General features: G+C 59.2%; 28 protein-coding genes. 8 read left to right on the forward strand and 20 right to left on the reverse strand.

Annotation, left to right across the window (positions count from 1 at the left end; genetic code table 11):
- The first annotated feature begins 112 nt into the window (after window positions 1-112).
- Genes N6L24_RS05315 through mutT form a run of 3 tightly spaced genes read left to right on the forward strand, consistent with a single transcriptional unit; the run spans window position 113 to window position 2,613 of the window.
- Window positions 113-964: a peptidylprolyl isomerase gene (locus N6L24_RS05315; protein ID WP_271843623.1), complete on the forward strand. Its 852-nt coding sequence runs from the start codon at window positions 113-115 to the stop codon at window positions 962-964.
- A gap of 3 nt (window positions 965-967) precedes the next feature.
- Entirely contained in the window at window positions 968-2,197 is a 1,230-nt protein-coding gene (gene argJ, locus N6L24_RS05320) for a bifunctional glutamate N-acetyltransferase/amino-acid acetyltransferase ArgJ (protein ID WP_271843624.1), read from the forward strand.
- Window positions 2,198-2,214: 17 nt separating this feature from the next.
- Window positions 2,215-2,613: an 8-oxo-dGTP diphosphatase MutT gene (gene mutT / locus N6L24_RS05325; protein ID WP_271843625.1), complete on the forward strand. Its 399-nt coding sequence runs from the start codon at window positions 2,215-2,217 to the stop codon at window positions 2,611-2,613.
- A 391-nt stretch (window positions 2,614-3,004) separates the two neighbouring features.
- On the opposite strand, the gene infB is transcribed toward mutT, so the two are convergent.
- The 4 genes from infB to rimP are packed head-to-tail and all read right to left on the reverse strand — an operon-like array spanning window position 3,005 to window position 8,361.
- A complete protein-coding gene (gene infB / locus N6L24_RS05330; protein ID WP_271843626.1) occupies window positions 3,005-5,503 on the reverse strand; it encodes a translation initiation factor IF-2 in 2,499 nt (832 codons plus the stop codon).
- The gene (locus tag N6L24_RS05335) at window positions 5,500-6,132 is read right to left on the reverse strand and encodes an RNA-binding protein (RefSeq protein ID WP_271843627.1); all 633 of its coding nucleotides are present in this window, start codon (window positions 6,130-6,132) and stop codon (window positions 5,500-5,502) included. Before N6L24_RS05335 ends, infB begins: the two co-directional genes overlap by 4 nt.
- Before the next feature lie 27 nt (window positions 6,133-6,159).
- Complete coding sequence (gene nusA, locus N6L24_RS05340; RefSeq protein ID WP_271843628.1) at window positions 6,160-7,785, reverse strand: transcription termination factor NusA; 1,626 nt, start codon at window positions 7,783-7,785, stop codon at window positions 6,160-6,162.
- Window positions 7,786-8,361: a ribosome maturation factor RimP gene (gene rimP / locus N6L24_RS05345; RefSeq protein WP_271843629.1), complete on the reverse strand. Its 576-nt coding sequence runs from the start codon at window positions 8,359-8,361 to the stop codon at window positions 7,786-7,788.
- 219 nt (window positions 8,362-8,580) lie between these two features.
- Between rimP and N6L24_RS05350 the strand changes: the two genes are divergently transcribed.
- A complete protein-coding gene (locus N6L24_RS05350) occupies window positions 8,581-9,309 on the forward strand; it encodes a hypothetical protein (protein ID WP_271843630.1) in 729 nt (242 codons plus the stop codon).
- Here the strand turns inward: N6L24_RS05350 and N6L24_RS05355 are convergent.
- From N6L24_RS05355 to pip, 3 genes are all read right to left on the reverse strand, one after another.
- Window positions 9,264-9,884: a CDGSH iron-sulfur domain-containing protein gene (locus N6L24_RS05355; protein WP_271843631.1), complete on the reverse strand. Its 621-nt coding sequence runs from the start codon at window positions 9,882-9,884 to the stop codon at window positions 9,264-9,266. The two genes, N6L24_RS05350 and N6L24_RS05355, sit on opposite strands and share 46 nt — an antisense overlap.
- 67 nt (window positions 9,885-9,951) lie before the next feature.
- Complete coding sequence (locus N6L24_RS05360) at window positions 9,952-11,481, reverse strand: ABC transporter substrate-binding protein (RefSeq protein WP_334312313.1); 1,530 nt, start codon at window positions 11,479-11,481, stop codon at window positions 9,952-9,954.
- A 128-nt stretch (window positions 11,482-11,609) separates the two neighbouring features.
- Window positions 11,610-12,581 (reverse strand): prolyl aminopeptidase, encoded by a 972-nt coding sequence (gene pip / locus N6L24_RS05365; RefSeq protein WP_271843633.1) that lies wholly within the window; start codon window positions 12,579-12,581, stop codon window positions 11,610-11,612.
- 49 nt (window positions 12,582-12,630) lie between these two features.
- Here pip and ubiG point away from each other — a divergent pair, with 49 nt between their 5' ends.
- The gene (gene ubiG, locus N6L24_RS05370; RefSeq protein WP_271843634.1) at window positions 12,631-13,377 is read left to right on the forward strand and encodes a bifunctional 2-polyprenyl-6-hydroxyphenol methylase/3-demethylubiquinol 3-O-methyltransferase UbiG; all 747 of its coding nucleotides are present in this window, start codon (window positions 12,631-12,633) and stop codon (window positions 13,375-13,377) included.
- Here the strand turns inward: ubiG and N6L24_RS05375 are convergent.
- Genes N6L24_RS05375 through N6L24_RS05395 form a run of 5 tightly spaced genes read right to left on the reverse strand, consistent with a single transcriptional unit; the run spans window position 13,374 to window position 15,819 of the window.
- Window positions 13,374-13,529 carry a hypothetical protein gene (locus N6L24_RS05375; protein WP_271843635.1) on the reverse strand — a complete coding sequence of 52 codons (156 nt, stop codon included), beginning with the start codon at window positions 13,527-13,529 and terminating at the stop codon, window positions 13,374-13,376. The two genes, ubiG and N6L24_RS05375, sit on opposite strands and share 4 nt — an antisense overlap.
- Window positions 13,526-13,978 carry a MarR family winged helix-turn-helix transcriptional regulator gene (locus N6L24_RS05380; protein ID WP_271843636.1) on the reverse strand — a complete coding sequence of 151 codons (453 nt, stop codon included), beginning with the start codon at window positions 13,976-13,978 and terminating at the stop codon, window positions 13,526-13,528. Before N6L24_RS05380 ends, N6L24_RS05375 begins: the two co-directional genes overlap by 4 nt.
- The gene (locus tag N6L24_RS05385; protein WP_271843967.1) at window positions 13,959-14,798 is read right to left on the reverse strand and encodes a carbon-nitrogen hydrolase family protein; all 840 of its coding nucleotides are present in this window, start codon (window positions 14,796-14,798) and stop codon (window positions 13,959-13,961) included. The genes N6L24_RS05380 and N6L24_RS05385 overlap by 20 nt, the downstream gene beginning before the upstream one ends.
- Window positions 14,798-15,055 carry a glutaredoxin 3 gene (gene grxC / locus N6L24_RS05390; protein ID WP_271843637.1) on the reverse strand — a complete coding sequence of 86 codons (258 nt, stop codon included), beginning with the start codon at window positions 15,053-15,055 and terminating at the stop codon, window positions 14,798-14,800. The genes N6L24_RS05385 and grxC overlap by 1 nt, the downstream gene beginning before the upstream one ends.
- Window positions 15,056-15,090: 35 nt before the next feature.
- A complete protein-coding gene (locus N6L24_RS05395; protein WP_271843638.1) occupies window positions 15,091-15,819 on the reverse strand; it encodes a ComF family protein in 729 nt (242 codons plus the stop codon).
- An 18-nt stretch (window positions 15,820-15,837) separates the two neighbouring features.
- Here N6L24_RS05395 and N6L24_RS05400 point away from each other — a divergent pair, with 18 nt between their 5' ends.
- Both N6L24_RS05400 and hemH read left to right on the forward strand, forming a co-directional pair.
- Window positions 15,838-16,656, forward strand: a complete 819-nt coding sequence (locus N6L24_RS05400; RefSeq protein ID WP_271843639.1) for an SAM-dependent methyltransferase — start codon at window positions 15,838-15,840, stop codon at window positions 16,654-16,656.
- A gap of 87 nt (window positions 16,657-16,743) precedes the next feature.
- Window positions 16,744-17,793 (forward strand): ferrochelatase, encoded by a 1,050-nt coding sequence (gene hemH / locus N6L24_RS05405; protein WP_271843640.1) that lies wholly within the window; start codon window positions 16,744-16,746, stop codon window positions 17,791-17,793.
- Between the two features lie 115 nt (window positions 17,794-17,908).
- On the opposite strand, the gene N6L24_RS05410 is transcribed toward hemH, so the two are convergent.
- Together N6L24_RS05410 and N6L24_RS05415 are read right to left on the reverse strand one after the other, a co-directional pair.
- Window positions 17,909-18,088, reverse strand: coding sequence for a hypothetical protein (locus tag N6L24_RS05410; protein WP_271843641.1), 180 nt, complete (start codon window positions 18,086-18,088; stop codon window positions 17,909-17,911).
- Window positions 18,089-18,234: 146 nt separating this feature from the next.
- Entirely contained in the window at window positions 18,235-18,837 is a 603-nt protein-coding gene (locus tag N6L24_RS05415) for a L,D-transpeptidase (protein WP_271843642.1), read from the reverse strand.
- 180 nt (window positions 18,838-19,017) lie between these two features.
- On the opposite strand from N6L24_RS05415, the gene N6L24_RS05420 reads away from it, so the two are divergent.
- Window positions 19,018-19,572, forward strand: coding sequence for a CAP domain-containing protein (locus N6L24_RS05420; RefSeq protein WP_271843643.1), 555 nt, complete (start codon window positions 19,018-19,020; stop codon window positions 19,570-19,572).
- A gap of 3 nt (window positions 19,573-19,575) precedes the next feature.
- Here N6L24_RS05420 and N6L24_RS05425 read toward each other — a convergent pair whose 3' ends face one another.
- The 6 genes from N6L24_RS05425 to hslO all read right to left on the reverse strand — a co-directional run bounded on the left by N6L24_RS05425 (window position 19,576) and on the right by hslO (window position 26,175).
- The gene (locus N6L24_RS05425; RefSeq protein ID WP_271843644.1) at window positions 19,576-20,067 is read right to left on the reverse strand and encodes a L,D-transpeptidase family protein; all 492 of its coding nucleotides are present in this window, start codon (window positions 20,065-20,067) and stop codon (window positions 19,576-19,578) included.
- A gap of 80 nt (window positions 20,068-20,147) precedes the next feature.
- The gene (locus tag N6L24_RS05430) at window positions 20,148-21,368 is read right to left on the reverse strand and encodes a class I SAM-dependent RNA methyltransferase (RefSeq protein ID WP_271843645.1); all 1,221 of its coding nucleotides are present in this window, start codon (window positions 21,366-21,368) and stop codon (window positions 20,148-20,150) included.
- Window positions 21,369-21,414: 46 nt separating this feature from the next.
- A complete protein-coding gene (locus tag N6L24_RS05435; protein WP_271843968.1) occupies window positions 21,415-23,253 on the reverse strand; it encodes an ABC transporter ATP-binding protein in 1,839 nt (612 codons plus the stop codon).
- A gap of 194 nt (window positions 23,254-23,447) precedes the next feature.
- Window positions 23,448-24,596: a CCA tRNA nucleotidyltransferase gene (locus tag N6L24_RS05440; RefSeq protein ID WP_271843646.1), complete on the reverse strand. Its 1,149-nt coding sequence runs from the start codon at window positions 24,594-24,596 to the stop codon at window positions 23,448-23,450.
- Window positions 24,593-25,189: a CoA pyrophosphatase gene (locus N6L24_RS05445; protein WP_271843647.1), complete on the reverse strand. Its 597-nt coding sequence runs from the start codon at window positions 25,187-25,189 to the stop codon at window positions 24,593-24,595. Before N6L24_RS05445 ends, N6L24_RS05440 begins: the two co-directional genes overlap by 4 nt.
- Window positions 25,186-26,175, reverse strand: coding sequence for an Hsp33 family molecular chaperone HslO (gene hslO, locus N6L24_RS05450; protein WP_271843648.1), 990 nt, complete (start codon window positions 26,173-26,175; stop codon window positions 25,186-25,188). The genes N6L24_RS05445 and hslO overlap by 4 nt, the downstream gene beginning before the upstream one ends.
- Between the last annotated feature and the right edge of the window lie 7 nt (window positions 26,176-26,182).

The raw sequence follows: 26,182 nt of genomic DNA on the forward strand, positions 1-26,182 counted from the left end.
CTGCTCCTACAAACGGGGACACGAACCTTGCGCAAGCTTCAAAGCGATGTAAGGGGCCTATATAACAGTGTCAACGTCACCTGCTCATGCAGCCAAAGCCAAGGACGATACGATGTCAAAAACCACCACTTTTCTGCGCGGTGCAGCGCTTGCCCTGCTCGTTGCAACGCCAGCACTTTCGGACGATTCGGCCAATGCAGACACGGTTGTCGCAACGGTAAACGGCCAAGACATCACGCTTGGCCATATGGCCGCAGTGCGCGAAACGCTGAACCCGCAGTATCTTTCACTTCCTGATGACGTTTTGTTCAACGGCATTCTGGATCAGCTTGTCCAGCAACAGATGCTGGCGCAAAGCTTTGGGGCCGATGCGCCCAAACGTGTGACGCTGGCGCTGGAAAACCAGCGTGTTGCGCTCTTGTCCGCCGAAGTGCTGCAAGACCTCATCGAGGATCAGGTGACGGATGCCGCCATTCAGACCGCCTATGACGCGAAATACGCAGATTTCGAAGGTGCGCCGGAATACAATGCGTCCCACATCCTCGTGGCCAGCGAAGAAGAGGCCACCGCCATCGCCGAAGCGGTGCGGGGCGGCGCAGATTTTGCCGAAACCGCCAAGGAAAAATCCACCGGCCCGTCTGGCCCCAATGGTGGCGAACTCGGCTGGTTTGGACCGGGCCAGATGGTGCCCGCCTTTGAAACTGCGGTCGCGAGCCTCGCGGTCGAAGAGGTCTCTGACCCCGTACAGACCCAGTTTGGCTGGCATGTCATTCGCCTGAACGATAGCCGCACCCAGGCGGCGCCAGCGCTTGACGCAGTGCGCGCCGAGATCGAAGGCGATGTACAGCGCGCCGTGATCGAAGCGGAAATCGCACGCTTGACCGAAACAGCAGAGATTGACCGTGCCGGTGCTGAGGGTCTGGACCCTGCGGTGCTGAAACAAGCCGATATTCTGGAGAACTGATCTTTGGCAAAAGTCGACAAAGTCTCGCCGCTGGCCCCTGCCACGTTTCCAGACCTGCCGGTGATTGGCGGCGTGGCATTTGCGGCGGTGGAAGCGGGTGTGAAATACCAAAACCGCAAAGATGTCTGCCTGATCACGTTGGCCCCGGGCAGCAGCGTGGCGGGGGTGTTCACAAAATCCGCCACCCGCTCGGCCAATGTGCTGGATTGTCAGACCAAGATTGGCAGCGCCTCAGACGCGGGCGCGGCCTTTATCATCAATTCGGGCAACTCCAATGCCTTTACCGGCAAGGCGGGCGAAGGCTCCGTGGCGGCGATTTGCGATGCGGTCTCTGAGGGCACCGGTCTGCCTGCGGCGCGGGTCTTTACCTCGTCGACCGGCGTGATCGGGGAGCGGCTGCCGCATGACCGTATCACGGCCAAGATCGGCGAATTGGTGGACGGGCTGTCCGAAAGTGAGATCGAAGCCGCCGCGCAAGCGATCATGACAACCGACACCTTTGCCAAAGGGGCCACCGCGCAAGTTGAGATCGACGGCCAGCCGGTGAAAATCGCGGGGATCGCCAAGGGCTCGGGCATGATTGCGCCGGATATGGCCACAATGCTGGTGTATATCTTTACCGACGCCAAGATTGCCCAGCCGGACCTGCAGAGCCTGCTCTCTGATCTGACAGATGTGACCTTTAACAGCATCACCGTGGACAGCGATACATCGACCTCCGACACACTTCTGCTGGGCGCAACAGGGGCCTCAGGCGTTGTTGTGGATGCAGGCCACAGCGGCTTTCGCAGTGCGCTACATGACGTGATGCTTGAGCTGGCGCATCTGGTGGTCAGGGACGGCGAAGGCGCAACCAAATTCGTCGAGGTTGCCGTTACCGGCGCTGCGGACGATGCGGACGCACGCACCCACGCGCTGGCAATTGCCAATTCACCTCTGGTGAAAACCGCGATCGCGGGCGAAGACCCCAATTGGGGCCGCATTGTCATGGCGATCGGCAAATCCGGGGCCGCCGCAGATCGGGACAAACTGGCCATTCGGTTTGGCGACATTCTTGTGGCCGAAAATGGCTGGGTCGCCGAAAGCTATTCTGAGGAGGCGGGTGCCAGCTATATGACAGCGCAAGAGCTTCAGATCAGCGTTGACCTTGGACTGGGGTCGGGCACAGCCACAGTATGGACCTGCGATTTGACCCACGGGTATATCTCAATCAATGCGGATTACCGCTCCTGACGCGCAAGGGCTGACCGATGAAAACCATTTTAGTTTCTGCCGTGGCGCTGATTGACCGCGACGGGCGGGTGCTGCTGGCGCAGCGCCCGAAGGGGAAATCCATGGCGGGGCTGTGGGAGTTTCCGGGCGGCAAGATCGAAGCCGGAGAAACCCCCGAAGCGGCGCTGATTCGCGAGCTGCATGAAGAATTGGGCATTGATACCTGGCAAAGCTGCCTTGCGCCGCTGACATTTGCATCGCACAGCTATGATGATTTTCATCTTTTGATGCCACTTTTCGCCTGCCGCAAATGGGATGGCACACCCCAACCGAAAGAGGGGCAAGTGCTTAAGTGGGTCTATCCAAAGGATTTTCGCGATTATCCGATGCCACCAGCAGACATTCCGCTGATCCCGATATTGCGCGACTGGCTGTAGGCCGCCCCTATCCTATCGGTTAGATCAATACTAATCCTTTGGATTAGCCCCGTGTCTTTGATATTATGTCAATAATGTGGCGATACCATGACGGCTTTGCCACATTTTACAGCGCAATATCAAAATCCATGCCGCTATGGGGGAATGCATATGTTGAAGACAATCATCCTGGGAAGTTGCATCTCTGTTCAGGGATTCTTTGTGAAATCTCTGCCAAACGGCCGGATTGTCGTGCGCGTTGGCAATCAAAACTTTCAGGGCAAACCCGTATAAGCCGATCCCATCCCACTCTCACCAGGCGCATGCTGAGTTGGATCTGTAGATTGGGTTAGGTGCAAACAAAAACGCCGCCTCACTTTGAGGCGGCGTTTTCTTGTTCATGTCACAATGATCAGTCCAGCGAACGCTCAACTTCTTCGCGCTCAAAGATCTCGATCACATCGCCAGCGCGGATATCGTCATAGTTCTCAAAGGCCATGCCGCATTCCTGACCGGATTGCACCTCAGCCACTTCGTCCTTGAAGCGCTTGAGGGTTTTCAGCGTGCCTTCGTGGATCACCACGTTGTCGCGCAAGAGGCGCACACCAGCAGAGCGGCGCGCCACCCCTTCGGTCACAAGACAACCCGCAACCTTGCCCACATTGGACACTTTGAAGACGTCCTTGATGTTGGCATAGCCAATGAAGTTCTCTTTGATCTCGGCAGACAGCAGGCCAGAGGCCGCAGCTTTCACATCATCCACAAGGTCATAGATGACCGAATAATAGCGGATCTCGATGCCCTTCTGGTTCGCAGTGTTGCGTGCAGAGGCGTTGGCCCGGACGTTGAAGCCCATGACAGGCGCACCGGAGGCTTCCGCCAGACCGATGTCGGATTCGGTGATCGCACCCACACCGGAGTGCAGCACGCGCACGCGCACCTCATCGTTGCCGATTTTTTCCATGGCTTGCACGATCGCTTCGGCGGACCCTTGCACATCAGCTTTCACCAGGATTGGCAGCTCGGAGACGCTTTCATCATCCTTGGCCTTCTGCATCAGCTGTTCAAGCGTGGTGGCCGCACCGGCCGCAGCGCGTTTGTCTTTGGCTGCCTGCTCGCGATATTCCGCGATCTCACGCGCCTGCGCTTCGGTCTCGGTCACATTCAAAACGTCGCCGGCTTCGGGTGTGCCGTTCAGGCCCAGAACCTCTACAGGAACCGATGGACCCGCTTCTTGAACGCGCTCGCCCTTATCATTGATCAGCGCACGGACCTTACCGTACTGCTCACCCACAACAAAGATATCGCCTTGGCGCAGCGTCCCCTTTTGCACCAGAACGGTGGCAACAGGGCCGCGGCCAACGTCCAGCTGCGCCTCGATCACGGCACCCTGTGCGGCGCGATCTGGGTTGGCTTTCAGTTCCAGAATTTCCGACTGCAGCGCAATGGCTTCCAGCAGCTCGTCCAGGCCCTGACCGGTCACGGCCGAAACCTCAACATCCTGCACTTCGCCGGACATCGCTTCGACGATCACCTCGTGCTGCAGCAGTTCTGCGCGCACTTTGTTCGGGTCTGCTGCGGGTTTGTCGATCTTGTTGATCGCCACGATCATCGGCACTTCGGCCGCTTTCGCGTGGTTGATCGCCTCGATGGTCTGCGGCATGACCGAGTCATCCGCCGCCACAACCAGAACCACGATATCCGTGACCTGTGCCCCGCGCGAGCGCATGGAGGTGAAGGCCGCGTGGCCCGGCGTATCCAGGAACGACAGGACAGCGCCGCTGTCGGTTGTCACCTGATACGCACCGATGTGCTGGGTGATGCCGCCAGCTTCGCCCGCCACAACCTTAGCGTCGCGGATCGCGTCCAAGAGCGAAGTTTTACCATGGTCAACGTGGCCCATGATGGTGATGACCGGCGGACGCGGCTTCAGGTCGTCGTCCTGGTCCGCAACGTCGGTGATGACATCTTCGACATCCGAGTCGGAAACACGCACGACCTTGTGGCCGAATTCTTCGATGATCAGTTCGGCAGTGTCCGCGTCGATGCTTTGGTTTTGCGTCACCATCATGCCCATTTGCATGAGCGATTTCACCACGTCAGCTGCACGCTCCGCCATGCGGTTCGCCAATTCAGAGACCAAAATCGCCTCTGGCAGCTGCACGTCACGGATCACCTTTTCACGTTCAACCGGGCCACCCATGGCTTTCTGCCGCGCGCGCTCTTGTTTGCGCTTCATCGCGGCCATGGATTTTTGACGACCACCGGCCCCGCCGGTTGCCTGGCTCAGCGTCAGCTTGCCAGAGCGGCGACCATCGTCTTGGCCGCGGCCACGGCCGCGCTGCTCGCGTTCGCGATCAGATTTGCGCGGCGTTGCGGCCGGCGCAGGTTTATTGGACAGATCGCGGCGTGGCGCTGCGTCCGCTTTTGGCGCTTCTTTCGCTGCCGCAGCCGCAGCGGCCGCGCGTTTGCTGGCCTCTTCCGCTTCGACACGCGCGCGTTCGTCGGCCTCGGCCTTTTCGCGGGCCCGCTGTTCAGCTTCGCGCTGCTCGCGTTCCTTGGCCTCAGCCTCGGCACGACGGCGGTTGCGTTCTTCTTCACGTTGCTTTTCTTCCGCTGCGCGGCGCTCTGCCTCTTCGGCTTCGCGCGCTTTCGCGGCCTGAAGTGCCTTCAGGCGGCGCTCCATTTCAGCATCAGAAATGCCGGCCGGTCGCTTGGAAGGATCGCCCCCCGGACGGGAGCCTCCGGTGCCCGGCTTGGACGCGCCGGGTTTGGGAACCACAACACGTTTGCGTTTGGTTTCTACCACGACGTTCTTGGTCCGGCCGTGGCTGAAGCTTTGCTTTACATTGCCAGGGCGGGCGCCAGCGCCTCGCAGACCCAGTGTCTTTTTACCGTCGTTATCGCTCATGTAGCTGTCTTACCCTTTCCGACGGCCCCTGCCGCCGCAATTTCGCGTATGCCCTTTAGTCGTTGGGCTTCCTCTACAACACGTTGCGTGAGTCCACCAGACGCAAGCGCCCCATGTATCACGTTTTGTCGTCCGAAAGCCAAACCAAGCTCATCTGCCGTCAACCACCCGATATAAGAACCGTAGTGTGGCGTGCTCAGTTTGGTCTTACCGCGGCCAGAACCGTCCACGGCTTGAATCAGGACTTCGGCCACCTCTTTGGACAACCAGTCCTTCACTTTTTCATATCCCGTGATCGCGTCACCGGATTTCCGGGCGAGGCTGATCAGGTCAACCACGCGCCGGGCCAATTGTTTTTCCACCTCGTCGACCAAACCGTCAGGCACTTTGACCTGCTGCTTGGCCGCCCGCGCGAACAGCCCTTTCTTGGCGGCGGTTTCGATGGCCTTGCGGTCCGCCGCAACCCACATCCCGCGCCCGGGCAATTTGCCCAGGATATCGGGATAAACCATGTCATCCGGGCCAACCACGAAACGCACCAGCCCAAATTTGGGCTGGCTCTCGCCAGTGGCGATGCATTTGCGTTCCGGGCCATCTTCCCGGTGTTTATCCTGTCCGCCGCGCGCCATGTCGTGCCGTTCCTACAGAGGTGTCAATCAGGCGTCCGCCTCGGTTTCAGCAGCGTCTTCGCTCGCGTCCTCCTCCTCGGTGGTGCCCAGAAGCTCCTCGGGATCAACCCAGCCCAGCATCACACGCGCGGTCATGATCATGTCCTGCGCTTCTTCGAGGGTGATACCGAAAGGTTCCAGAACACCGTCATCTTTGCTGCGCTGGCCATCCACCGTGGTCCAGCCGCCGGCCAGTTCCCAGTCGGCGCAGGTGGCAAAATCTTCGAGCGTTTTCACGTCGTCTTTTGCCAGTGCTTCTACCATTTGGGCACTCAGGCCTTCAAATTCAATCAGGCTGTCCTCTGCGCCGAGCGCACGGGCCGCTTCGAGGGCTGCTTTTGCTGCCGCTTCCAGATAATCGCGCGCACGCGCCTGAAGCTCCCCTGCGGTGCCTTCGTCAACGCCGTCAATCACCAGAAGCTCGTCGATTTCGACATAGGCGACTTCTTCCAGGTTGGTGAAGCCTTCGGAGACCAGAAGCTGGGCAAAGAATTCGTCGATATCGAGCGCATCCACAAAGAGTTTGGTGCGCACTTCGAATTCTTTCTGACGCCGGGCGGATTCTTCCGCTTCGGTCATGATGTCGATGTCCAGACCCGTCAGCTGCGAGGCCAGACGCACGTTCTGACCACGGCGACCGATGGCCAGCGACAGCTGTTCTTCGGGCACGACAACTTCGATCTTGCCGGCTTCTTCGTCCAGAACCACCTTGGTCACTTCCGCAGGTTGCAGCGCGTTCACAAGGAAGGTTGGCTGATCTTCATTCCAAGGAATGATGTCGATCTTTTCACCCTGGAGTTCGTTTACAACCGCCTGCACGCGCGAGCCGCGCATACCAACACAGGCCCCGACCGGATCAATCGAGTTGTCATAGGAGATCACGGCGATCTTGGCACGAGAACCCGGATCACGCGCGACGGCCTTGATGTCGATGATGCCGTCATAGATTTCTGGCACTTCCATCTTGAAGAGTTCCGCCATGAACTCTGGCGCGGTGCGCGACAGGAAGATTTGCGGGCCGCGGGTCTCGCGGCGCACATCTTTGATGTAGACACGAATACGGTCATTCGGGCGATAGGATTCGCGGCCGATTTTCTCGTTGCGACGCAGGATCGCTTCGCCGCGACCCACATCCACAATCACGTTGCCGTATTCTTCACGCTTCACCAAACCATTGATGATGGTGCCGGCGCGGTCTTTGAATTCTTCGTACTGGCGGTCACGCTCTGCTTCGCGCACTTTCTGCAGAATAACCTGCTTGGCGGATTGTGCCGCGATCCGGCCCAATTCGACCGGCGGAATTTCTTCGACATAGGTGTCGCCAACAGCAGGGGCCTCAAGATATTGCTTGGCCTGCTCGACGCTCATTTCCGCCTGATAGTTTTCCAGCTCTTCGTCTTCGACCACGGTGCGCACACGGGTGAAAGTGGCTTTGCCGGTCTTGCGGTCGATGGACACGCGAATATCCATTTCCGCGCCGTAGCGGGACTTGGCGGCGCGCGCCAGCGACTCTTCCATCGCTTCGACAACCAGACCCGGGTCGATCATCTTTTCGCGGGCCACGGCCTCAGCGGTTTGCAAAAGCTCCAACTGGTTTGCAGAAGTAATTGCCATTTACTCAGTCTCCTCAGAACCGGACTCGGTTTCGATATCGTCAAAATTATCTTCGTTCAAAGCACCCGTCGCCTTGCGCTGTTTCAGCATCTCGGCGATCAGCTCATCGGTCAGGACCAGCTTGGCGTCGGACAGCCAATCAAACTGTAGTCCAACGGTGCCCTGATCAATGTTGATCAGGATTTCTTCGTTCTCAACGCCAGCCAGAATGCCGCGAAAGCGGCGCTGCCCGTCGATCAACTCAGTGGTTTCGATCTTGGCGTCATAACCTTCGAAGGTCTCAAAATCCTTCAACCGGGTCAGCGGCCGGTCAATGCCGGGGCTGCCCACTTCGAGGACATAAGAGTCCACCAATGGGTCTTCAACATCCAACACCGCGCTGATCGCATTGCTGATCTGCGCGCATTCATCCACTTCGATGCCGCCATCGGGGCGTTCGGCCATAATCTGCAGCGTGTGCGTCTTACCGCCCTGCAACCGCAGGCGCACCAATTCAAAGCCCATGTCCTCGATGACAGGGGCCACGATATCGGCCAGCCGGCGATCCATCGCAGATTTTGCAATCAGGGTGCTCATGAATTCATCCAAACACAAAAAAACGGGCCCGCGGCCCGTCGATATTTCTCGGTGGTGCGCCAAACCAGAGCTAAGCGCGCCGCTGTTGAGGGGCGGTATACGAGCTTCGTTCTGAGTCTGCAAGACCCTTGTCATTTAACTGCTTCTTAAACCGATGCACGCCTAAATGGACAGGCCTATTTGCCCAAACCAATTTTCGATTTTCAGAGCGGCTTTGCAATGCACCAGATTGATACGACAGCCTATTTGACGACCTATTTCAAAATTCGTACCGCCCTTGGCCTGATTGCGGCGGCCTTTCCCATTGTGATCCTGCTTGGCGGATATATCACCGAAGGGGCGGTGTTGCCCTCGATCAGCGATTATTACTTTTCCTCAATGCGCGATTTTGTGGTTGGGGCGCTGGTGGCAATCGGGATATTCCTGATGTTCTATCGCGGCGACCGGCCGCGCAGATCAGCGTGGCAGCAGGATGTTTTGGGCCTGTCAGCCGGGCTGGCCTCCATCGGGTTGGCGCTGTTTCCAAACAAGCCGCACACACGCGGCGTCGAAACCTTTTTTCACGCCATCATGGACGACCGGATCAGCGTGACGCTGCATTTTCTGTCGTCCTTCGTGTTTTTGACGGCACTCACCGCCTTTTGCCTGATCCGCTTTGCCGAAACCGCCAGCGCCGCAGACCGGCGCATCTATCGCATCTGCGGCTGGATGGTGATCTCAGCCGGGCTCGCCGCTACATTTGCCTCATTCATGCGCGCCTTTGACTGGTTTTCCGCCCGCAGTCTGGTGGAAAACCTGCATATTATTTTCTGGCTCGAAGCTCTGGGCATTTGGGCCTTTTGCCTCGCCTGGCTGCGCAAAGGATATGCAGAGCGGCAAATCGCCCTGCCCGCCCAAGCTGATCAGTCGTCGCGCCACTTGGCGTCGCGATGGGTGCCGTCGCAATAAGGCTTATTGCCAGATTTGCCGCACCGACAGAGCACGAATTTACGTTCCGATTGACGTTCGGCCTGTGTTGGCGCGGGCGCGGTCACATCCAGCACCCAGTAGGGACCGTTTTTCTCAACTGTGATCTCGGCCCGGTCTGGAAACAGATGCGGCCCCTCTTCCTCTGTCAGCGCCAGCGCGCCCGAGGGACAGGCAGCGATCACTTCGCGCACCTCCTCTACCGTGCCATTGTCTGGCTGCACCCAAGGTTTTTCCGCTGCATTAAAGATATGTTTCGCCAGCTTGCCGCATTGCGCGGCATGCGAGCAAAGCAGCGGATTGAACGTCACGGTGATGTCTTTGCCCACGTAGTTCAGCAGGCGGTCGCGCCCGGCCGGGGTGCCAGCGCTACTGTCAAACCCCACCTTACTGTGGCTGCCATCGCAAAAGGGTTTGTTGCCGGAATGACCGCAGCGGCACAGCGCCATAACGGGTTTGCACTCCACCTCTTCGCCGTCGCGCCCTTGCATGCGGCTCACGCCTTTGACCACAAGCGGGCCGTTTTCGCGCGCGGTGATACTGGGGTTATCGCTCATAATGGTCCTCCTCCACTGCCAGACCACGTTAGCGGGATTCGCGGCGATCCCCTAATCGGCGCTTGGTTCAGGCGCTTTCTTTCAGCCACCAGCGTTCGATCAAACGCGCGCTGTCCATGCCATGCAGGTTGCCCAGCACCGGCCCATGCGCCAGCCGCGTGTGATGCGCATCCAGGAAATTCGCAAACACAGGTATCAATGCGCCGCCCTCTTGCGACATCAGAACCTGCATATCATGGTAAAGCGCCCGGCGCCGCGCTGTCGAAAGCTCGGCGCGCGCGGCCAGCAGCATCTGCTGGAAGCGCGCGTTATCCCAGTGGGTTTCGTTCCAGGCGGCACCCGTCTGCGCCGAGGCGCTGAACATCCAATCCTCGGTGGCGCGGCCCGACCACCGGCTGGCGCGCCAAGGGGAGGCCCCCCATGCCCCAGCCCAATAGCCCGGTGCCTGAGCCTGCCGGAAACCAACGTTCACACCCGCCTTGGCAAAGGCATCTTTCAATTGCGCAACGCCCGCCTCGGGCAGTGGAAAGGCCGCCTCTGAAAGCGTGAGCTCAAAGCGATGCCCACCCAGCCCAGCGCGACGCAGCAAAAACCGCGCCTTTTCGGGGTCATAGCTATGGCCTGATAGCTCGGGCAGGTAAAACTGATTGGCCGGACCAATGGGTTGGTCATGGGCAATGGCACCATGCCCGCCCAAAACCTGATCCAAAAAGGTCGGCCGGTCGATGGCATGTTTCAGCGCGCGGCGCACGTCGGGGTCATAAAAGGGCGCGATATCGCTGCGCATCGGCAGGCCAAAATGTTGGCTGCCTGTCACCTCTGCCAGCGCCAGCGCCGGAGTCCGTGAGATGTGATCGCTCGCGCCGGGAGCGAGCTGATTGATGGCATCCACCTGCCCTTTGCTCAGCGCTGCCATGCGCTGTGCATGGTCGGGCATCGCGTGCAACTCCACGGCATCAAACCAGCCTGCCTGTCCGTCTTTGTAATGCCCCGATACCCGTGCCAACAGCGCGCGTTGGCCCGGTTCAAAGCGGATCACTTTGTAAAGCCCGGTGCCGATGCCTTGGCGCATCGCCTCGGCGATCTGCCCCGCAGGATAAATACACAGGTGATAGTCTGACAAAAGAAAGGGGAAATCCGCATTTGGCGCTGTCAGGTCAAACCGCAGCTCGTGATCGGACACGGCCGTCATCTGCGCAATCGACGCAACGATATGACGGGCCGGCGAGGCGGCGGAGACATCCAGATGCAAACGAAGCGATGCGATCACATCTTCGGCCACAAAAGGTTTGCCATTGTGAAATTCGGCATCGCGCCGCAGTTTGAACACCCAGCTTTGCGCATCCGGCGCGGCCTGCCAGCTTTCGGCCAGCTCACCCGCCAATTCGCCGGTGGCCGAAACCTGGGTTAGCGTGTCAAACACCGCGCCGTGACCCGCGATGATCATAAAGGCATCCACATGACTGCGGCTGTCCCAACTGTCCGTTGGATGGGCCCCGGCCAAGCCCAGACGTAAGACGCCGCCACGCTTTGGCCCGGCAGTAAGCGGAAGACCGGCAGCCGCAAACAGACCGGCGGCAGCACCCGTCTTTAGCAAACTCCGTCTGTCAAACCGCTGCATCCGTCACTCATGCCTTTCTGTCGCGCGCGTGCCCCGGGTCAGCAAAGCCTGCTTTGCAGAGATATTCAAGCCCGAGCGTACAGGTGCCAAAATCACCCGACCAGTCAGAGCTTTGGAAGTTCTTTCATGATTTCAACAAGTTCGGCGCTGATGCCCGGCTCGCTCAGCGCGTGACCCGCATCGCCGATCATCCGCAAGCGCCCAGCGGGCCAGCGTTTGGCTAATTCATAGGCGGCGCGCGGCGGGCAGATCATATCATAGCGCCCCTGCACAATGGCCCCGGGAATATGGCTGATCCGATCCATATGCGCGAGGATCTGACCATCAAAATCCAGAAACCCATTGTTGATGAAGTAATGATTTTCCAGCCGCGCAAAGGCCCGCGCATATTCTGCTGGTGCATGGCTTGTAGCGCCCGCCGATTGCATCGAAGCCATTGCGTTTTCCCACGACGCCCAAGCGCGGGCATAACGGACCTCGGTCTCCCGGTCGCCAGAAAACAGACGATCATGATAGGCGCGCACCATGTCACCGCGCTCTTCCGGGGGGATCAACCCTTCAAAGCGCGCCCAGGTTTCGGGCCAAAACGCGCCAGCGCCACCACCGTAGAACCAGCGCAGTTCCGCCTCTGTCATGAGAAACACGCCGCGCAGCACCAGTGCCGCCGGCCGATCCGGGTGGGTCTGCGCATAAATCAACGCAAGCGTGGCCCCCCAGCTGCCACCAAACACGACCCATTGCTCTATGCCCAGCGCCTCGCGAATCCGTTCAATGTCGGCCACCAGATGCCAGGTGGTGTTGTTTTCCACCGCAGCATGCGGGCGCGAGCGGCCACAGCCACGCTGATCAAACAGGATGATGCGATAGGTTCTGGGATCAAAATAGCGCCGCATCGCGGGGCTGCATCCGCCCCCCGGACCGCCATGGAGCACGACGACAGGCAAGCCGTTTGGATTGCCGGACTGTTCGACATAGATCGAATGGCCATCGCCCATGTCCATCATGCGCTGATCGAAGGGGTCGATCGGCGGAAATAAATATTGGATTGCGCGTTTTTGACCCGTGTGTTTGTCCATAGTCGATCTATATAGTATTGGGCGCCCAGATGAGCATATGGAGACCAGAATGCAACCCACGTTGAATACCGTCGATCCGGCTGAGGTCGCGAAGTTTCAGGCCATGGCTGCCGAGTGGTGGGACCCGACCGGCAAATTCAAGCCGCTGCATATGCTCAACCCCTGCCGCTTGGACTATATCACACAGCAGATCGCAGCGGAATTTAATCGCGACCTAACGTCAGATCAGCCTTTCGCCGGTCTGACACTGCTCGACATTGGCTGTGGCGGCGGATTGCTGAGTGAACCCATGGCGCGTCTGGGGGCCACGGTGGTTGGCGCCGATGCTGCGGCTGGCAATATCCCGGTGGCGCAGGTCCATGCCGAACAAAGCGGGCTGACGATTGATTATCGCCATACGACTGCGGAGGCGCTGGCCGAGGCGGGCGAACAATTTGATGTCGTGCTGAACATGGAAGTGGTGGAACATGTCGCAGACCCGCAGGGGTTTCTGACCGCCTGCCAGCAGCTGGTGAAACCGGGTGGCATGATGATCTGCTCAACGCTCAACCGCACGGCCAAAAGCTTTGGGGCGGCCATTATCGGAGCGGAATGGATCATGCGCTGGCTGCCAAAGGGCACCCATGAATGGCACAAATTCATCACCCCGGACGAGTTGTTTGATATGCTTGCCAAGGCCGGTCTGACGCCAGTCGATCGCAAGGGGTTTGTGTTTAACCCGCTGAGCTGGCGCTGGTCGATTTCCGACCGCGACTTGAGTGTGAACTATGTGACCACCAGCACCAAGGCCAACTAATTGCAGGTTGCACGTTGATGATCGTATCGCCCGCCGGTGGCGGTACAATCATCAACCGCCATGGCCGATCGAATGCTGGGCACAGAATAAACCAGCATAAAGATGATCGCCACGATCACAGCGGCAAGGTTCATCCCCGCCTTGCGTTTCACCCTGTTGTTTCCAGTTTGATGCGCATTTCGCGCAAGATGGGCAGCGCGGCGCGCACGCGGCTCTCTCCGATCTCTGCGACCACCTCGGAAATGATCGGCGCGATACTGGCCAGCGCGGCGTCGCGCGCTTGCAGGCCCGCTGGGCTGATGGCCACCATCTTGCGCCGCGCGTCATCCCAATCTGGGCGAATATGCACGTAGCCCGCGGTTTCAAGCTTGCCGAGCGTATTGGTCATCGCGCCGCGCGTCACATGAAAAGACCGCGCCAATTGCGCCGGGCTACGTTCGCTCGCACTATGGGCAAGATGATTGAGAACCGAAAAATGCGACAGTTCCATCCCCTTGGGCAGCGCCTTGGACAGACGGCTCCGTGCCAGCTGGTCGGCCATCAGAATTTCGCTGAAAAGCGAAATTGCCAGCGCATTGGATTCATTGGATGTCTGGGCCATCAAACTCTTGGTCATGGGTGAGGGACGGGATACGCTCACGCGCTTGTGCCACTTTTTTCAGGTCAATATCAACGTATAGTATGCCGGGCTCTTCCCCAAGCTCACCAACAATCTCGCCCCAAGGCGTAATGGCCAGCGAATGCCCAAATGTTTTGCGGTTTGGCCCGCGGCGCGCCTTATGGGTGCCTGTCTGTGCCGGCGCCAATACCCAGCATCCGGTTTCAATGGCCCGCGCTTGCAACAAGGCATGCCAATGCGCCTTTCCCGTCACATGGGTGAAGGCGGCTGGCGCCACAAGCACATCGGCCCCCGATTGCGCCAAACGGCGGTGTAGCGCCGGAAATCTCAGGTCATAGCAAATCGTCAGCCCCAGCGTCGCAAATGGCGTCTTGGCCAGCACAGCGGCTGTGCCGGGGCGATACGCGGCGGATTCGCGGTAAGTTTCGCCCTCAGACACCGTCACATCAAACATGTGGATCTTATCATAGCGCGCGGCAATCTGCCCTTGGGGGTCAATCAGGAATTGCCGATTGGCAAACCGCCCATCTGCATCATCCGTCCGCAGGGCAAGCGAGCCGATGGTCAGCCAGACGCCATGCGCTTTGGCCGCCGCCCGCAGCCCCGCCAGAACGATATCTTCGGCCTCGCGCACAAGGATCTCGCGCTGATGCGTGCGGCTGCCGGACAGGCAATTTGTGACTTCAGGAGTCAGCACATAACCTGCGCCTGCTGCAGCGGCCTCGCCCACCATGGCGCGAACCACCTCAAGGTTCTCCGCCGGGTCATCAGACGAGGTGATCTGCAGCAGCGCGGCTTTCATCATGCGGCAAGCAAACCATCAAGTTTGCCGGCACGTTCCAGCGCCATCAAATCATCACAGCCACCAATATGTTCGCCATCAATGAAAATCTGCGGGAATGTACGGCCGCCATTGCTGCGCTGGATCATCTCTTCTTTGCGGTCGGGGTGTTTCCAGCAATCAATCTCGACAAAAGCGACATCTTTTTTGGTCAGCAGGCTTTTGGCGGCTGCGCAAAACCCACAAAGCGGGCGGGTGTAAACTTCAACGTTCGGCATGGGTCGGTCCCTAAGTTCGCGTGTTCGGCCTTGACTTAGATATGCTTTACCACACGCGCCAGAGCAATGACGCAAACGTCATTGGCCTGTGACATCTTGCACGCGCGGCTGGCCGCATCCAGTGTCGCGCCGGTTGTCATAACATCGTCAATCAAAAGGATAGAGCGATTCTTGATCCGGTCCACATGGCGCGGATGCACCTGAATGACATCGCGGAGCGTCTGAAAACGGGCCTCGCGGGAAATCCCTTCGAGCGACGGTGTCGCCTTGGTGCGCTGCAGAAGATCCGGGCAAAGTTCGACGTGCATCATTTTGGCCAGCCCCGCCGCAAGCAACGCCGATTGATTGTAACGTCGTTTGAGCAGGCGCCGCCAATGGAGCGGCACCGGGGCCACGATCAGATCAGGCCGGAACAGCGGCTGCGCTGCCTCAAACAGCCAACGGGACATCGGGCGCGCCAGCTCGGTGCGATCCCCGTGTTTGAGCGCGAGGATCAAGCGCCGCGCGTTTCCCTGATAAAGAAGCGCCGCCCGCCCCTGTCTCCACGGGCGCGGCATGGCCTGACACGCATCACAGATCAGCGCTTCTGCAGGTGCGCTGGAGAGCTGGGGCGCACCACATAAATCACACACGGAATCGCCGATAAACGGCGTCTCGCGCCAGCAGGGTCCGCAGAGCGCAAAGTCGCCCGCGACGCGGTCGCCACAGCTGACACAGCGCGGGGGGTAAATGATGCGGATCGCTGTTTGAACTTGCTGCCGCATGCGCCTATGGTCCGCGCCATGCAAAATACACCCCTCCTGACTGATCGCGACGCCCTTCTCCGCCAGCGCGGCCGCGCCGACCGCGCAAACGGACTGTTCCTGCAGCATGCTGCGGCGGATGATGTGCAGGATCGGCTGTCACTGGTTAAGAGGGATTTTACATCCATCGCTATTGTCACTGCCTTTCCCGACGTCTGGCAGGACCGATTTCCACAGGCACACATCGTTGACGACCGCGAGGTGCTTGATCTCACCCCCGGTGCGCATGATCTGGTGATCCATGCGCTGTGCCTGCATTGGGCCAATGACCCGGTCGGGCAACTGATCCAATGTCGGCACGCCTTGCAAAATGACGGGCTGCTGATGGCTGTCAGTTTCGGCGGGCAGACCCTGCATGAGCTGCGTGCCGCGCTCGCGCAGGCCGAAAGCGAAATCACTGGCGGCCTCGCGCCGCGCGTGCTGCCGATGGGCGAAATCCGAGATCTGGGGGCCTTGTTGCAACGGGCCGGTCTGGCGCTGCCGGTCGCCGACAGTGTGCCGCTGACGGTGCACTATGACAGCGCGCTGCATCTGATGCGCGATCTGCGCGCGATGGGGGAAGGCAATGCTTTGGCCGCGCGCCACCGCCGGTTCTGGCGTCGCGATGTGCTGATGCGCGCCTGCAACCTCTATGCTGAGACCTTTGCAAAAGATGGCCGTATCACCGCAACATTTGAGATGATTTTCCTTGCGGGGTGGGCCCCTGATGACAGCCAGCCAAAACCGCTGCGCCCCGGTTCAGCCGCGCAGCGCTTAGCAGATGCGCTTGGCACGGCTGAAACCAAACTGCCTGAATGACAGGAAAAATGCCACCTTTCGGGGAATGCCAATTGACCGCGAAGTCGGAAACGCTATCTCAGTAGAAATCAAATTTCAGGAGTGCCCATGCCGGATGCCGCAACCCCCGCACATGCCCCGACGGATCACCCCAAGATCGCGCGCGGCAAGACGGGCATTCTGCTCGCAAATCTGGGCACGCCGGATGATTATTCCTATTGGCCGATGCGCCGCTATCTGAATGAATTCCTGTCCGACAAGCGCGTGATCGATTACCCAGCTTGGAAGTGGCAGCCGCTGCTGCAATTGATCATCCTCAGCAAGCGACCCTTCAGTTCGGGTAAAGCTTATCAGTCGATTTGGAACCACGATAAGGGCGAAAGCCCTCTGATGACCATCACCAAGGCGCAGACCGCGAAATTTGCCGAAGCCGCCAAAGCGCGATTTGGCGATACTGTGATGGTCGATTTCTGTATGCGCTATGGCAACCCATCGACCAAATCCAAGGTGCGCGCAATGGTCGCCGCAGGCTGCGAACGCATTCTGTTCTTTCCGCTTTATCCGCAGTACGCCGGGGCCACGTCGGCCACCGCAAATGATCAATTCTTTCGCGCGCTGATGCACGAAACCTGGCAACCCGCCGCCCGGACGATCACGCCTTATTTTGACCACCCCGCCTATATTGAGGCGCTGGCCCAATCGGTGGAACGTGGCTATGGCGAGCTGGAAAAGAGGCCGGATATTCTGGTCGTCAGCTATCATGGCATGCCAACGCGCTATCTGATGCAGGGCGATCCCTATCACTGCCAGTGCCAGAAAACGACGCGGCTGCTGAAAGAACGGCTGGGCTGGACGGATACGGATCTGGTGACGACCTTCCAATCCAAATTCGGCCCGGAAGACTGGCTGCAACCCTACACCGTCGAAGAAGTGGCACGACTTGCGGACAGTGGCAAAAAGAATATCGCTGTGATTGCCCCGGCGTTTTCAGCCGATTGCATCGAAACGCTCGAAGAGATCAACGAAGAAATCAAAGAAAGCTTTGAGCACGCGGGTGGCGAAAGCTTCACCTATATCCCCTGCCTCAACGACGCGGATGCGCATATTCATGCGCTGATCGACGTGGCGGCGGAAAACCTGAAAGGCTGGATCGACTGACGCGCCTGCGCCGCGGTCATTTGTCATCCGTAAGAGCCAAACAAAAAAGGGTGCCGCAAACGCGGCACCCTTCTTTTTTCCTACCGTGGAAGGCAACCTTCCACTTCAGGTGTTCTTAGTCTGCAACAGCCGCTGCAACAACAGCGATCAGCAGCAGAGGAACGATGAAGTTAGAAGAAGAAGACGCTGCTTCTTCCATAACAACTGGTGCTTCGATGACTGGGTCCGCCATGGAACCAGCGAAAGCGGTGGAAGCAGCGGCGGTCAGAGCAGCTGCAAGAACGAGTTTTTTCATAGTAACCTCCAAGAAATTCGCTTGCATCACAAGACATTGCGACGTCAAGCACCCAAGACTTACCTCGTAGTTAAGGTGTAAACAGCATTGGGGTAGATTTGCAAACCCAATCGCGTGATCACATAGGCGTCAACGCCCTTTTGTCGTCAAATTAGCAACACTTGTGTGCCAACCTTCGCCAAGTTGAACAGCTCCGCGATGTGTTCATTGTAGAGTCCGACACAACCGTTGGAAGAACGGCGCCCAATTTTGCGCGTGTCGTGGGTGCCGTGAATACGGTAATACGTCCAGCTCAGGTAAAGTGCGTGTGTTCCCAATGGGTTATCAGGACCCGGCCCGACAAATTCAGGCCATTCAGGGTTGCGTTTGCGCATCGCGGGCGTTGGACGCCAGCTGGGGCCTTCGACCTTGCGGATCACGCTGGTGCGGCCGCGCCGGGTCAAATCTTCGGTCAATGGCACTGAGGACGGGTAAAGTTTATAGGTTTGACCATCGTCAGACCAGTAATGCAGCGCCCGGCTGGTGATATCCACCAGAATCGCCCCGTTGGTCAGATTATCAAAATAGGGCTCCCAACGCATCGTGCGGAAACTAGACGTGTTGCGGCGCACGGATTCTGTCAGGTCACGCTCAACCTCTGTGGTTGAGGAATCATTCACGTCCTGCGCCAGGGCAGGCGCGCTTACAAACGCAGCGCCGGTTGCCAAAAAGGCACGGCGCCCTAGTTGGGTCTTTAACTTATCACTCATGGTCTTTGCCTCTGTCCTCGCGGATACGCGGTGTTGCGCATAATTTATGGCGTCAAAGCCTCAGTCGCAAATCAAACCAGCGTCATTTGGCCGATCTCACAGAGATGTGGGCTTTTATCGCACAACGGCAAGCGCTATTTGGGTGTGAATGAACAAAATGAACGAGGGAAGGACCAGAAAATGCGCATTATTGCTGCTTTGATGGTGATGCTAATGACGGTCGCGGCCTGTACATCGACGGTTTCGAACCCGCCGATTGGTGCTGACGGTAAACCCCTTCCCCGGCTGTATCGGATTCGGGCGGCAGATACGTCAAAAATCCAGTTCCGCATGCTTGATTCGGTGAATGCGCTGCGCGGCGCCTCTGGGCTGGCGCAGGTCGAGTTGGACAAGAACCTGGTCGCCGCTGCCGCCACCCATTCGCGCGACATGTCGATCCAGAACCGCCCATGGCATTTCGGCTCCGACGGTTCGTCCCCGATCGACCGAGTGGCACGCGCTGGTTACACAGGGCAGCTGGTGGGCGAAACGATTTCGGAAACCTACGAGACCGAGCTTGAGACCCTGGGCGCATGGATGGAACAACCCGGCCAGCGCGATGTCATTATGGACCCGACGGCGCGCGACATGGGATTTGCCTGGTATCAGGAAAGCAATGGCAAGATCTGGTGGACGCTTGTAATGGGGCGTCCCGCCGTCACGGCCACCGATGATCTGTTTTCAGAGCTGCAATAACCGCTATTTGTAGATCGAGATCGGCGTGCCGTCGCGCACCATGCTGTAAACTTCGCGCATTTCCTCATTGGTAATCGCGATGCAGCCTGCGGTCCAATCCACACCTGCGTTGCGGTATTTCGTCGGGCGACCGTGGATGAAAATATCACCCCCGGGGCTGAACCCGTTGCGCGCGGCATAGTCCGTGTCAGCCTGGTTGGGATAGGAAATGCCAATCGACAGGTAAAACTGGCTATTCGGGTTGCGGCGATCAATCGTGTATTCGCCCTCGGGCGTGCGCCCGTCGCCTTCGCGCTGTTTGTGCCCCTGCGGCGCAAAGCCCAGACCCACGTCATATTGCCGGAGCGCGACATCGCCGTGCATCAGATACATCTTGCGATCTTCCTTAAAGATCAGGATGCGCGTGACCTCGGGCCCATTGTATTTCGGGAATTTCGGATCGCCGCAGGCCGACAGGCCCAGTACGGCGACCAACATCAGAACGATTAATCGCATTTTTTTCTCTTTGACTGCTCAGAGGTAAAATACCATGTGCAGGCGCATTCGCCCAGCGCCTTGCAAGCGCACTGGGAACATTAGCTCTTGGCGCGCGAAAACTTGCCAACCACCTCGATATGGCTCGACCAGCGGAACTGATCGACCACCTGCACCCAGTCAAGCTGATAGCCCCCTGCCAACAGGATCGCGGCATCGCGTGCAAACGTGACGGGATTGCAGGACACAAAGGCAACCAGCGGCACATCTGAACGTGCCAATTCGCGGCACTGCGCTTCGGCCCCGGCGCGCGGCGGGTCAATCACCACAGCCTCATATTTCAGATCTGAGGCGATTACCGGGTTTCGAAATAGATCGCGCGGCTCGGTCGTCACTTTCTTGAGGCCCGGCGCCTTGCGCCAGCCAGCATCAAGCGCCGCCATCATCTGTTTGTCGCCCTCAATCGCATGCACCTCTGCCTCGCTCGCAAGCGGCAGAGAAAACGTGCCACAGCCAGCAAAGAGATCAATGATCGACCGCGCGCCTGCGACAATCTCGGCGACCGCCGACAGCAATGCCGATTCGCCCTGCGGGGTCGCTTGCAAAAATGCCCCGGCGGGCGGCGTGACCTTGGCCGGGCCAAATTGTTGATATGGCGGTGCCACGGTGGCGATTACCTCGCCATTCCAGGCCAATCGCGCCAGGCCCAGTTTTTGGGCTTCTTGCCCCAGCGCGGCTTCAAGGGGTCCGTCAAGCGCGTGGCCGCCCGTGGCCGCAATATCCAACCCTTCGGGCGAGAGCGTCGCCGTGACACTCAGCGTGGCTTTGCGTGATGCGCCGATCTGCGCCAGCACCTCGGCCACCTTCAGGGCGGGTATCAGCGCGGGATCAAGCAATTGACAGTCGGGGATTTCGACAATGACGTCGCTCGCGCGTTGGTGAAACCCGGCCATCGCGCCCTTTTTCGTGCGACGGGCCGAAATCACGGCGCGCCGCCGGCTTTGCGCGGGCGAGGTTTCGATCGCGCGCATCGGCGCCGCGATCCCCTGCGCCTGCAAGGCCTGGCGCACGACGTCAATCTTCCAATCGGCCACAAAGGCATCACTGGCATGCTGAAGGCTACAGCCGCCGCAGCTTTTGTAATGGCGACAGGGCGGCTTTACCCGGTTCTCAGAGGGCGTGATGATCCGAACATTGGTGAGCATGTCCCCCTCAAGATCACCGCTGACGACCTCGCCTGGTAGGCTGCGCGGTGCATAAACCGGCCCCGCGGCGATACCATCGCCATGATGCCCCAATCGTAGGATCTGATGTTCTGTCATACGCGCGGCTTAGCCTGCGCGGCCATGCAAGGGAAGCCCCCCGCGCCTATTCCGCGGCATCCGCTTGCAGAAATCCACCGGATTGACGCTCCCAAAACGTGGCGTATAGCCCGCCGCGCGTCAGCAGATCGCGGTGGCTGCCCTCTTCGACAATCCGGCCTGCGTCCATCACTAGAATGCGATCCATCTGCGCGATGGTCGACAGGCGGTGGGCAATCGCAATCACGGTTTTGCCCTGCATCATGCCATAAAGCGTCTCTTGAATGGCGGCTTCGACTTCGCTGTCCAGGGCCGATGTCGCCTCATCCAGCAACAGGATCGGTGCGTCTTTCAGGATCACCCGTGCCAGCGTAATGCGCTGCCGCTGCCCGCCGGACAATTTCACACCGCGCTCGCCGACATGGGCGTCATAGCCCTTACGCCCTTCGGGGTCTTGCAGATCAAGGATGAAGTCATGCGCCTCTGCCCGTTTGGCGGCGCTGATCATCGCCGCTTCGGTGACATCGCGGCGGCCATAGCAAATATTGTCGCGCACCGAACGATGCAGCAGCGCGCTGTCCTGCTGCACCATACCAATCTGGGCGCGCAGGCTGTCTTGCGTCACGGCTTTCACCTCTTGGCCGTCAAACAGAATTTCGCCTTTTTCAGAGTCATAAAACCGCAAAAGCAGCTTGATTAGGGTGGATTTTCCCGCGCCAGACCGCCCCACCAAGCCAATTTTTTCACCGGGCTGAACGGTCAGGGTCACGTCATCCAGCCCGCCGGATTTGCGCCCATAATGATGGCTCAGGCCGCGCACGTCGATCTGGCCCGCGGACAGGTCCAGCGGCGCGGCATCAGGCGCATCCAGCAAATCAATCGGCTGCGCGATGGTTTCCATGCCTTCGGCCACAACCCCAAGCTCGCGGAAAAACGTGGTCAGCGCCCACATGATCCAGCTGGTCATGGCATTCAAACGCAGCGTCAGCGCGGTGGCGGCCGCGACAATCCCAACGGTTGCGCTGCCCTGCATCCACAGCGCAATGCCCCAGCCGACCACGCCGAGAATCAGCAGCCCATTCAACGCCACCAGCGCCACATCCATGACCGTGTAGATGCGCATTTCGCGCTGCAACGTGCGGCGCGTGCGCTCAATCCCTTCTTTGGCATAGGCCAGCTCATCCGAATCCTGCGCAAAGAGTTTGACCGAATGGATATTGGTATAGGCGTCCACCACCCGCCCCGTCACCTCGGAGCGCGCGTCCGAAGACGCTTTGGAGGCCGGGCCAACGCGCCGCACCGTCCAGCGCACCAAAGCCGCAAACATCAGCGACCAAATTGCCAACGGCAGCAGCAAGCGCGGGTCCGCCTGCGCCAGCAACCAGCCCGCGCCGATCAGATAAGCCAAGGCAAACGTCAAGGCATCGAATACGTGAAACACGGCCTCCCCCGCGGCGGGCGGGGTCTGCATGATCCGGTTGGCAATGCGCCCGGCAAAGTCGTTTTCAAACCAGCCCACCGACTGGCGCAGCACATGTTTATGCGCCCGCCAGCGGATCAACGTGCCGAAATTTGGCACAATGCTATTGTTCAGGATTAGCACATCCAGCGCCTGAACAATCGGTCGCAACAGCACCACAAACACCGCCGCGAGGATCAGCTCTGTGCGATGGGCCTGCCAAACGGTTGCCGGATCACCGCTGAGCAGATCGACAAGACGTCCCATGTAAAAGATCAGCCCAATCTCGATCACCGCGACCACAACGGACATGATCGCCGCGGCCCAAAACACGGATTTGAAGGGCTCAGAATACCCCCGCATGAAGGGCCAAAGCTTCTGCGGCGGCCGATCCGTTTCCGGATAGTCACAATAGGGGTCAACACGGGTTTCAAAGAATTTGAACAGCATGAAAGGATCACTCAGAACAGAAAAATGCGCATGGCTTATGGATCTCGCGGCAACGAACGGGGGTGGTCTTGCCAACAATAAGACGCAGGGTCAGATGAGAATGTCTTGCCGATCCATTAAGTGCACTCCTTCATGCATGGCCAAAGCGTGGCCGAAGGGCTGCCTTCTGTCAATGTTTTTGCAATCCGTGCTTATTTCAGCAGATCATCCGCGCTCAGGCGAAAGTCGGATGCGATCCATTGCTGTTCCAATCTGCGCAGCTCCTGGCCCAGCGCCGCGCCCTGAAACCGGGGCATCAGATCGGCTGCGGCAACCGGGAAATGTGCATCTGCGCCGCGCACAGCGTCTTGCTGAAACCCCGCATGCAGAGGTGTTTCCAGCAACGCAGCGCGCAGTAACAGCGCCTGCTGCGCGGCAGCTGCGCCAATCCGGTAGCCAAGCTCTGATGCGGGTCGCAGCCCGGTGGCGGCACCGCGCAGCTCCTCCAGTTTGGCCGTCTGTTTTTTGGACAGGCGCAGATCCTCAGCCGCACCCATCCCGCCCAGCGCCGCAAGCCGGGTGAGCGCATCCGAAGGCAGGCCGCTTATCGCCTCTAGATGCACCAGCGAAGCAAGGGACTTATCATCAGACCCTGGCAGGATCACCGGCAAAACACCCGTTTGGCGCATGGTGGCCAGTGCTGGAGCGGGATCAGCCGCAGCAAGCAGCTTCAGCAATTCTGCGCCAATGCGCTCCTTAGAAAGCGTCTCTAATCCAGCTGAATGTGCCGCAATTGCCGCCAATGCCTCCGGGTCCATTCCGGCGCTAGGGTCGCCATACCAGGCATGAAACCGGAAATAGCGCAGAATGCGCAGGTAATCCTCGCGAATGCGGTCTTCGGCATCATCAATGAACCGCAATCGCCGTGCCCTGAGATCCGCCAGCCCGCCCAGCGGGTCGACCACGGTGCCATCCGCCTGCGCGTAAAGCGCGTTCATAGTGAAATCGCGGCGGCGCGCATCCTCTGCGACGTCCGTCGCAAAGGCCACCACCGCACGGCGCCCGTCAGTTTCGACATCTTTGCGAAAAGTCGTGATTTCATGCGGGATGTTGTCGATCACCACAGTGACCGTGCCATGATCAATTCCCGTCGGTATGGCACGCAGCCCGGCCGCTTTGGCCAGTTTCAAAACCACATCTGGGCGCGCATCGGTGGCAATGTCGATGTCAGATACCGGCGCCCCGAGCAGCGCATTGCGCACACATCCCCCCACCAGAAGCGCCTGATACCCCGCCTCTGTCAACATGGCGCAAGCTGTTTGGGTGGCGGCACGTGTCAGCCATGGGCCTACAACTTTCATGGTGCCAAATGCTCCGCCAGATTAAACAGCATACGGGCGGTCGCCCCCCAAATGTAATAGGGGCCGAAGGGCACGGTGTAATAGCGCCGCATCTGGCCGCGCCAATAGCGCCCCTCAATCGAAAACCGCGCCCTGTCGGTGACATGGGCAAGCGGCACGCAAAAGACTTCTTCGACCTCGCCGGGCTCGGGGCGCATGGCAAACGGCGTCTGGATCAGCCCGACCGTGGGCGTGACAACAAACCCGGTCACGGTTTCATGACAGGGCAGTTGGCCAAGAATGCGCACATGATCAGGTGGAAGGCCGATTTCTTCCTGCGCCTCGCGCAGGGCCGCCGCCGTCACGTCAGTATCCCCCTCATCCTGCTTGCCACCGGGAAAGGCGATCTGGCCCGGATGATGTTTGAGGTGCGAGCTGCGCTTCGTCAGGATCACCTGCGCGGTGCCGTCAATGATCTGAACAGGCACCAAGACGCCCGCCGGGCGCAGTTTGCGTCCAGCAGGTAGAGTGACCGCAGGGGTCAGATCAAAATCAGAGGACGCCACCCGCGCGCGATCGATCGCGTTTTGCAGTGCCGTCATCTGATCTGTCATTCGGTGGGTTTCTCCGCCTGAAAACCAACTGTCTTCGGATCCAGATCGTAATGCGCACCGCAGAATTGGCAATCCGCTGTCACACGGCCATCGTCATTGGTCATATGCTCAATGTCTTTGGCCGAGTAGATCGACAGGCTTTGGCGCACACGGTCTTCGCTGCAGGTACAGCCGAACCGCAGCGGCTGCGCATCATACACGCGCGGCGCTTCTTCGTGGAAAAGGCGCACCAAAAGGTCGGTCGGCGGCAAGGATGGGCCGATCAACTCCAGCTCTTCAACCGTGTCGAGCAGGATGTTGGCGCGGTTCCAGTTGTCTTCTTCGTCATCATTTAAAAGGTCAGAGGCCATGAGCAGGCCGGTCTCGCCGCTGCCCCCTTCGCCGGTGACGGAGGGCGAGGCTTTGGGCATATGTTGCAGCATCACGCCGCCCGCACGCCAATGTTCTGCGGTGCCAACCTCAATCGATTTCCCAAACTTCAGGGCAAAGCGCGTGGGCAGCTGTTCGGATTGCGCAAAATACCCTTCGGCGCTTGCGCTAAGAGAGCCGCCCGTCAGCGGGGCAATACCCTGATAGGGGGTCGTACCCTTGCCCTGATCGATCAGCACAGCAAAATACCCTTTGCCCAGCTGCTCAAAGGGGCTGGCATCTGTCAGGCGCTCTTTATCAAAGGAGGCATAGGCACGGATACGCGCGGGCTCCCCAGTATCAGTTGGGCCAAAGTAATCGGTCGCAATCATGCGCACCGGACCGTCGGTCTGCACCTGAAGCGACAGTTTCCAACGCAGGCTGATGGTCTGGCCGATCAGCGCGGTCAGCAGCGCCATTTCCGCCACCAGCGCTTCGACCGTGGCGGGATAATCATGTTGCTTCAGGATGCCATCAAGGACACCATCCAAACGCGCGACCCGGCCGCGAATATCCGATTTATCCAGCTGAAATGGCAGGATCGTGTCGTCCCAGGCAATTTGAGTTCCGGTAGTCATGGGGTTT

Source organism: Cognatishimia sp. SS12 (genome assembly GCF_028369055.1).
Taxonomy (GTDB): Bacteria; Pseudomonadota; Alphaproteobacteria; order Rhodobacterales; family Rhodobacteraceae; genus Cognatishimia.

Coding starts and splice junctions, on each gene's coding strand:
- N6L24_RS05315 (WP_271843623.1), top strand. CDS start 113: ATGTCAAAAACCACCACTTTTCTGCGCGGTGCAGCGCTTGCCCTGCTC.
- mutT (WP_271843625.1), top strand. CDS start 2,215: ATGAAAACCATTTTAGTTTCTGCCGTGGCGCTGATTGACCGCGACGGG.
- infB (WP_271843626.1), bottom strand. CDS start 5,503: ATGAGCGATAACGACGGTAAAAAGACACTGGGTCTGCGAGGCGCTGGC.
- N6L24_RS05335 (WP_271843627.1), bottom strand. CDS start 6,132: ATGGCGCGCGGCGGACAGGATAAACACCGGGAAGATGGCCCGGAACGC.
- nusA (WP_271843628.1), bottom strand. CDS start 7,785: ATGGCAATTACTTCTGCAAACCAGTTGGAGCTTTTGCAAACCGCTGAG.
- rimP (WP_271843629.1), bottom strand. CDS start 8,361: ATGAGCACCCTGATTGCAAAATCTGCGATGGATCGCCGGCTGGCCGAT.
- N6L24_RS05350 (WP_271843630.1), top strand. CDS start 8,581: ATGCACCAGATTGATACGACAGCCTATTTGACGACCTATTTCAAAATT.
- N6L24_RS05355 (WP_271843631.1), bottom strand. CDS start 9,884: ATGAGCGATAACCCCAGTATCACCGCGCGCGAAAACGGCCCGCTTGTG.
- pip (WP_271843633.1), bottom strand. CDS start 12,581: ATGGACAAACACACGGGTCAAAAACGCGCAATCCAATATTTATTTCCG.
- ubiG (WP_271843634.1), top strand. CDS start 12,631: ATGCAACCCACGTTGAATACCGTCGATCCGGCTGAGGTCGCGAAGTTT.
- N6L24_RS05380 (WP_271843636.1), bottom strand. CDS start 13,978: ATGGCCCAGACATCCAATGAATCCAATGCGCTGGCAATTTCGCTTTTC.
- N6L24_RS05385 (WP_271843967.1), bottom strand. CDS start 14,798: ATGAAAGCCGCGCTGCTGCAGATCACCTCGTCTGATGACCCGGCGGAG.
- grxC (WP_271843637.1), bottom strand. CDS start 15,055: ATGCCGAACGTTGAAGTTTACACCCGCCCGCTTTGTGGGTTTTGCGCA.
- N6L24_RS05395 (WP_271843638.1), bottom strand. CDS start 15,819: ATGCGGCAGCAAGTTCAAACAGCGATCCGCATCATTTACCCCCCGCGC.
- N6L24_RS05400 (WP_271843639.1), top strand. CDS start 15,838: ATGCAAAATACACCCCTCCTGACTGATCGCGACGCCCTTCTCCGCCAG.
- hemH (WP_271843640.1), top strand. CDS start 16,744: ATGCCGGATGCCGCAACCCCCGCACATGCCCCGACGGATCACCCCAAG.
- N6L24_RS05410 (WP_271843641.1), bottom strand. CDS start 18,088: ATGAAAAAACTCGTTCTTGCAGCTGCTCTGACCGCCGCTGCTTCCACC.
- N6L24_RS05415 (WP_271843642.1), bottom strand. CDS start 18,837: ATGAGTGATAAGTTAAAGACCCAACTAGGGCGCCGTGCCTTTTTGGCA.
- N6L24_RS05420 (WP_271843643.1), top strand. CDS start 19,018: ATGCGCATTATTGCTGCTTTGATGGTGATGCTAATGACGGTCGCGGCC.
- N6L24_RS05425 (WP_271843644.1), bottom strand. CDS start 20,067: ATGCGATTAATCGTTCTGATGTTGGTCGCCGTACTGGGCCTGTCGGCC.
- N6L24_RS05430 (WP_271843645.1), bottom strand. CDS start 21,368: ATGACAGAACATCAGATCCTACGATTGGGGCATCATGGCGATGGTATC.
- N6L24_RS05440 (WP_271843646.1), bottom strand. CDS start 24,596: ATGAAAGTTGTAGGCCCATGGCTGACACGTGCCGCCACCCAAACAGCT.
- N6L24_RS05445 (WP_271843647.1), bottom strand. CDS start 25,189: ATGACAGATCAGATGACGGCACTGCAAAACGCGATCGATCGCGCGCGG.
- hslO (WP_271843648.1), bottom strand. CDS start 26,175: ATGACTACCGGAACTCAAATTGCCTGGGACGACACGATCCTGCCATTT.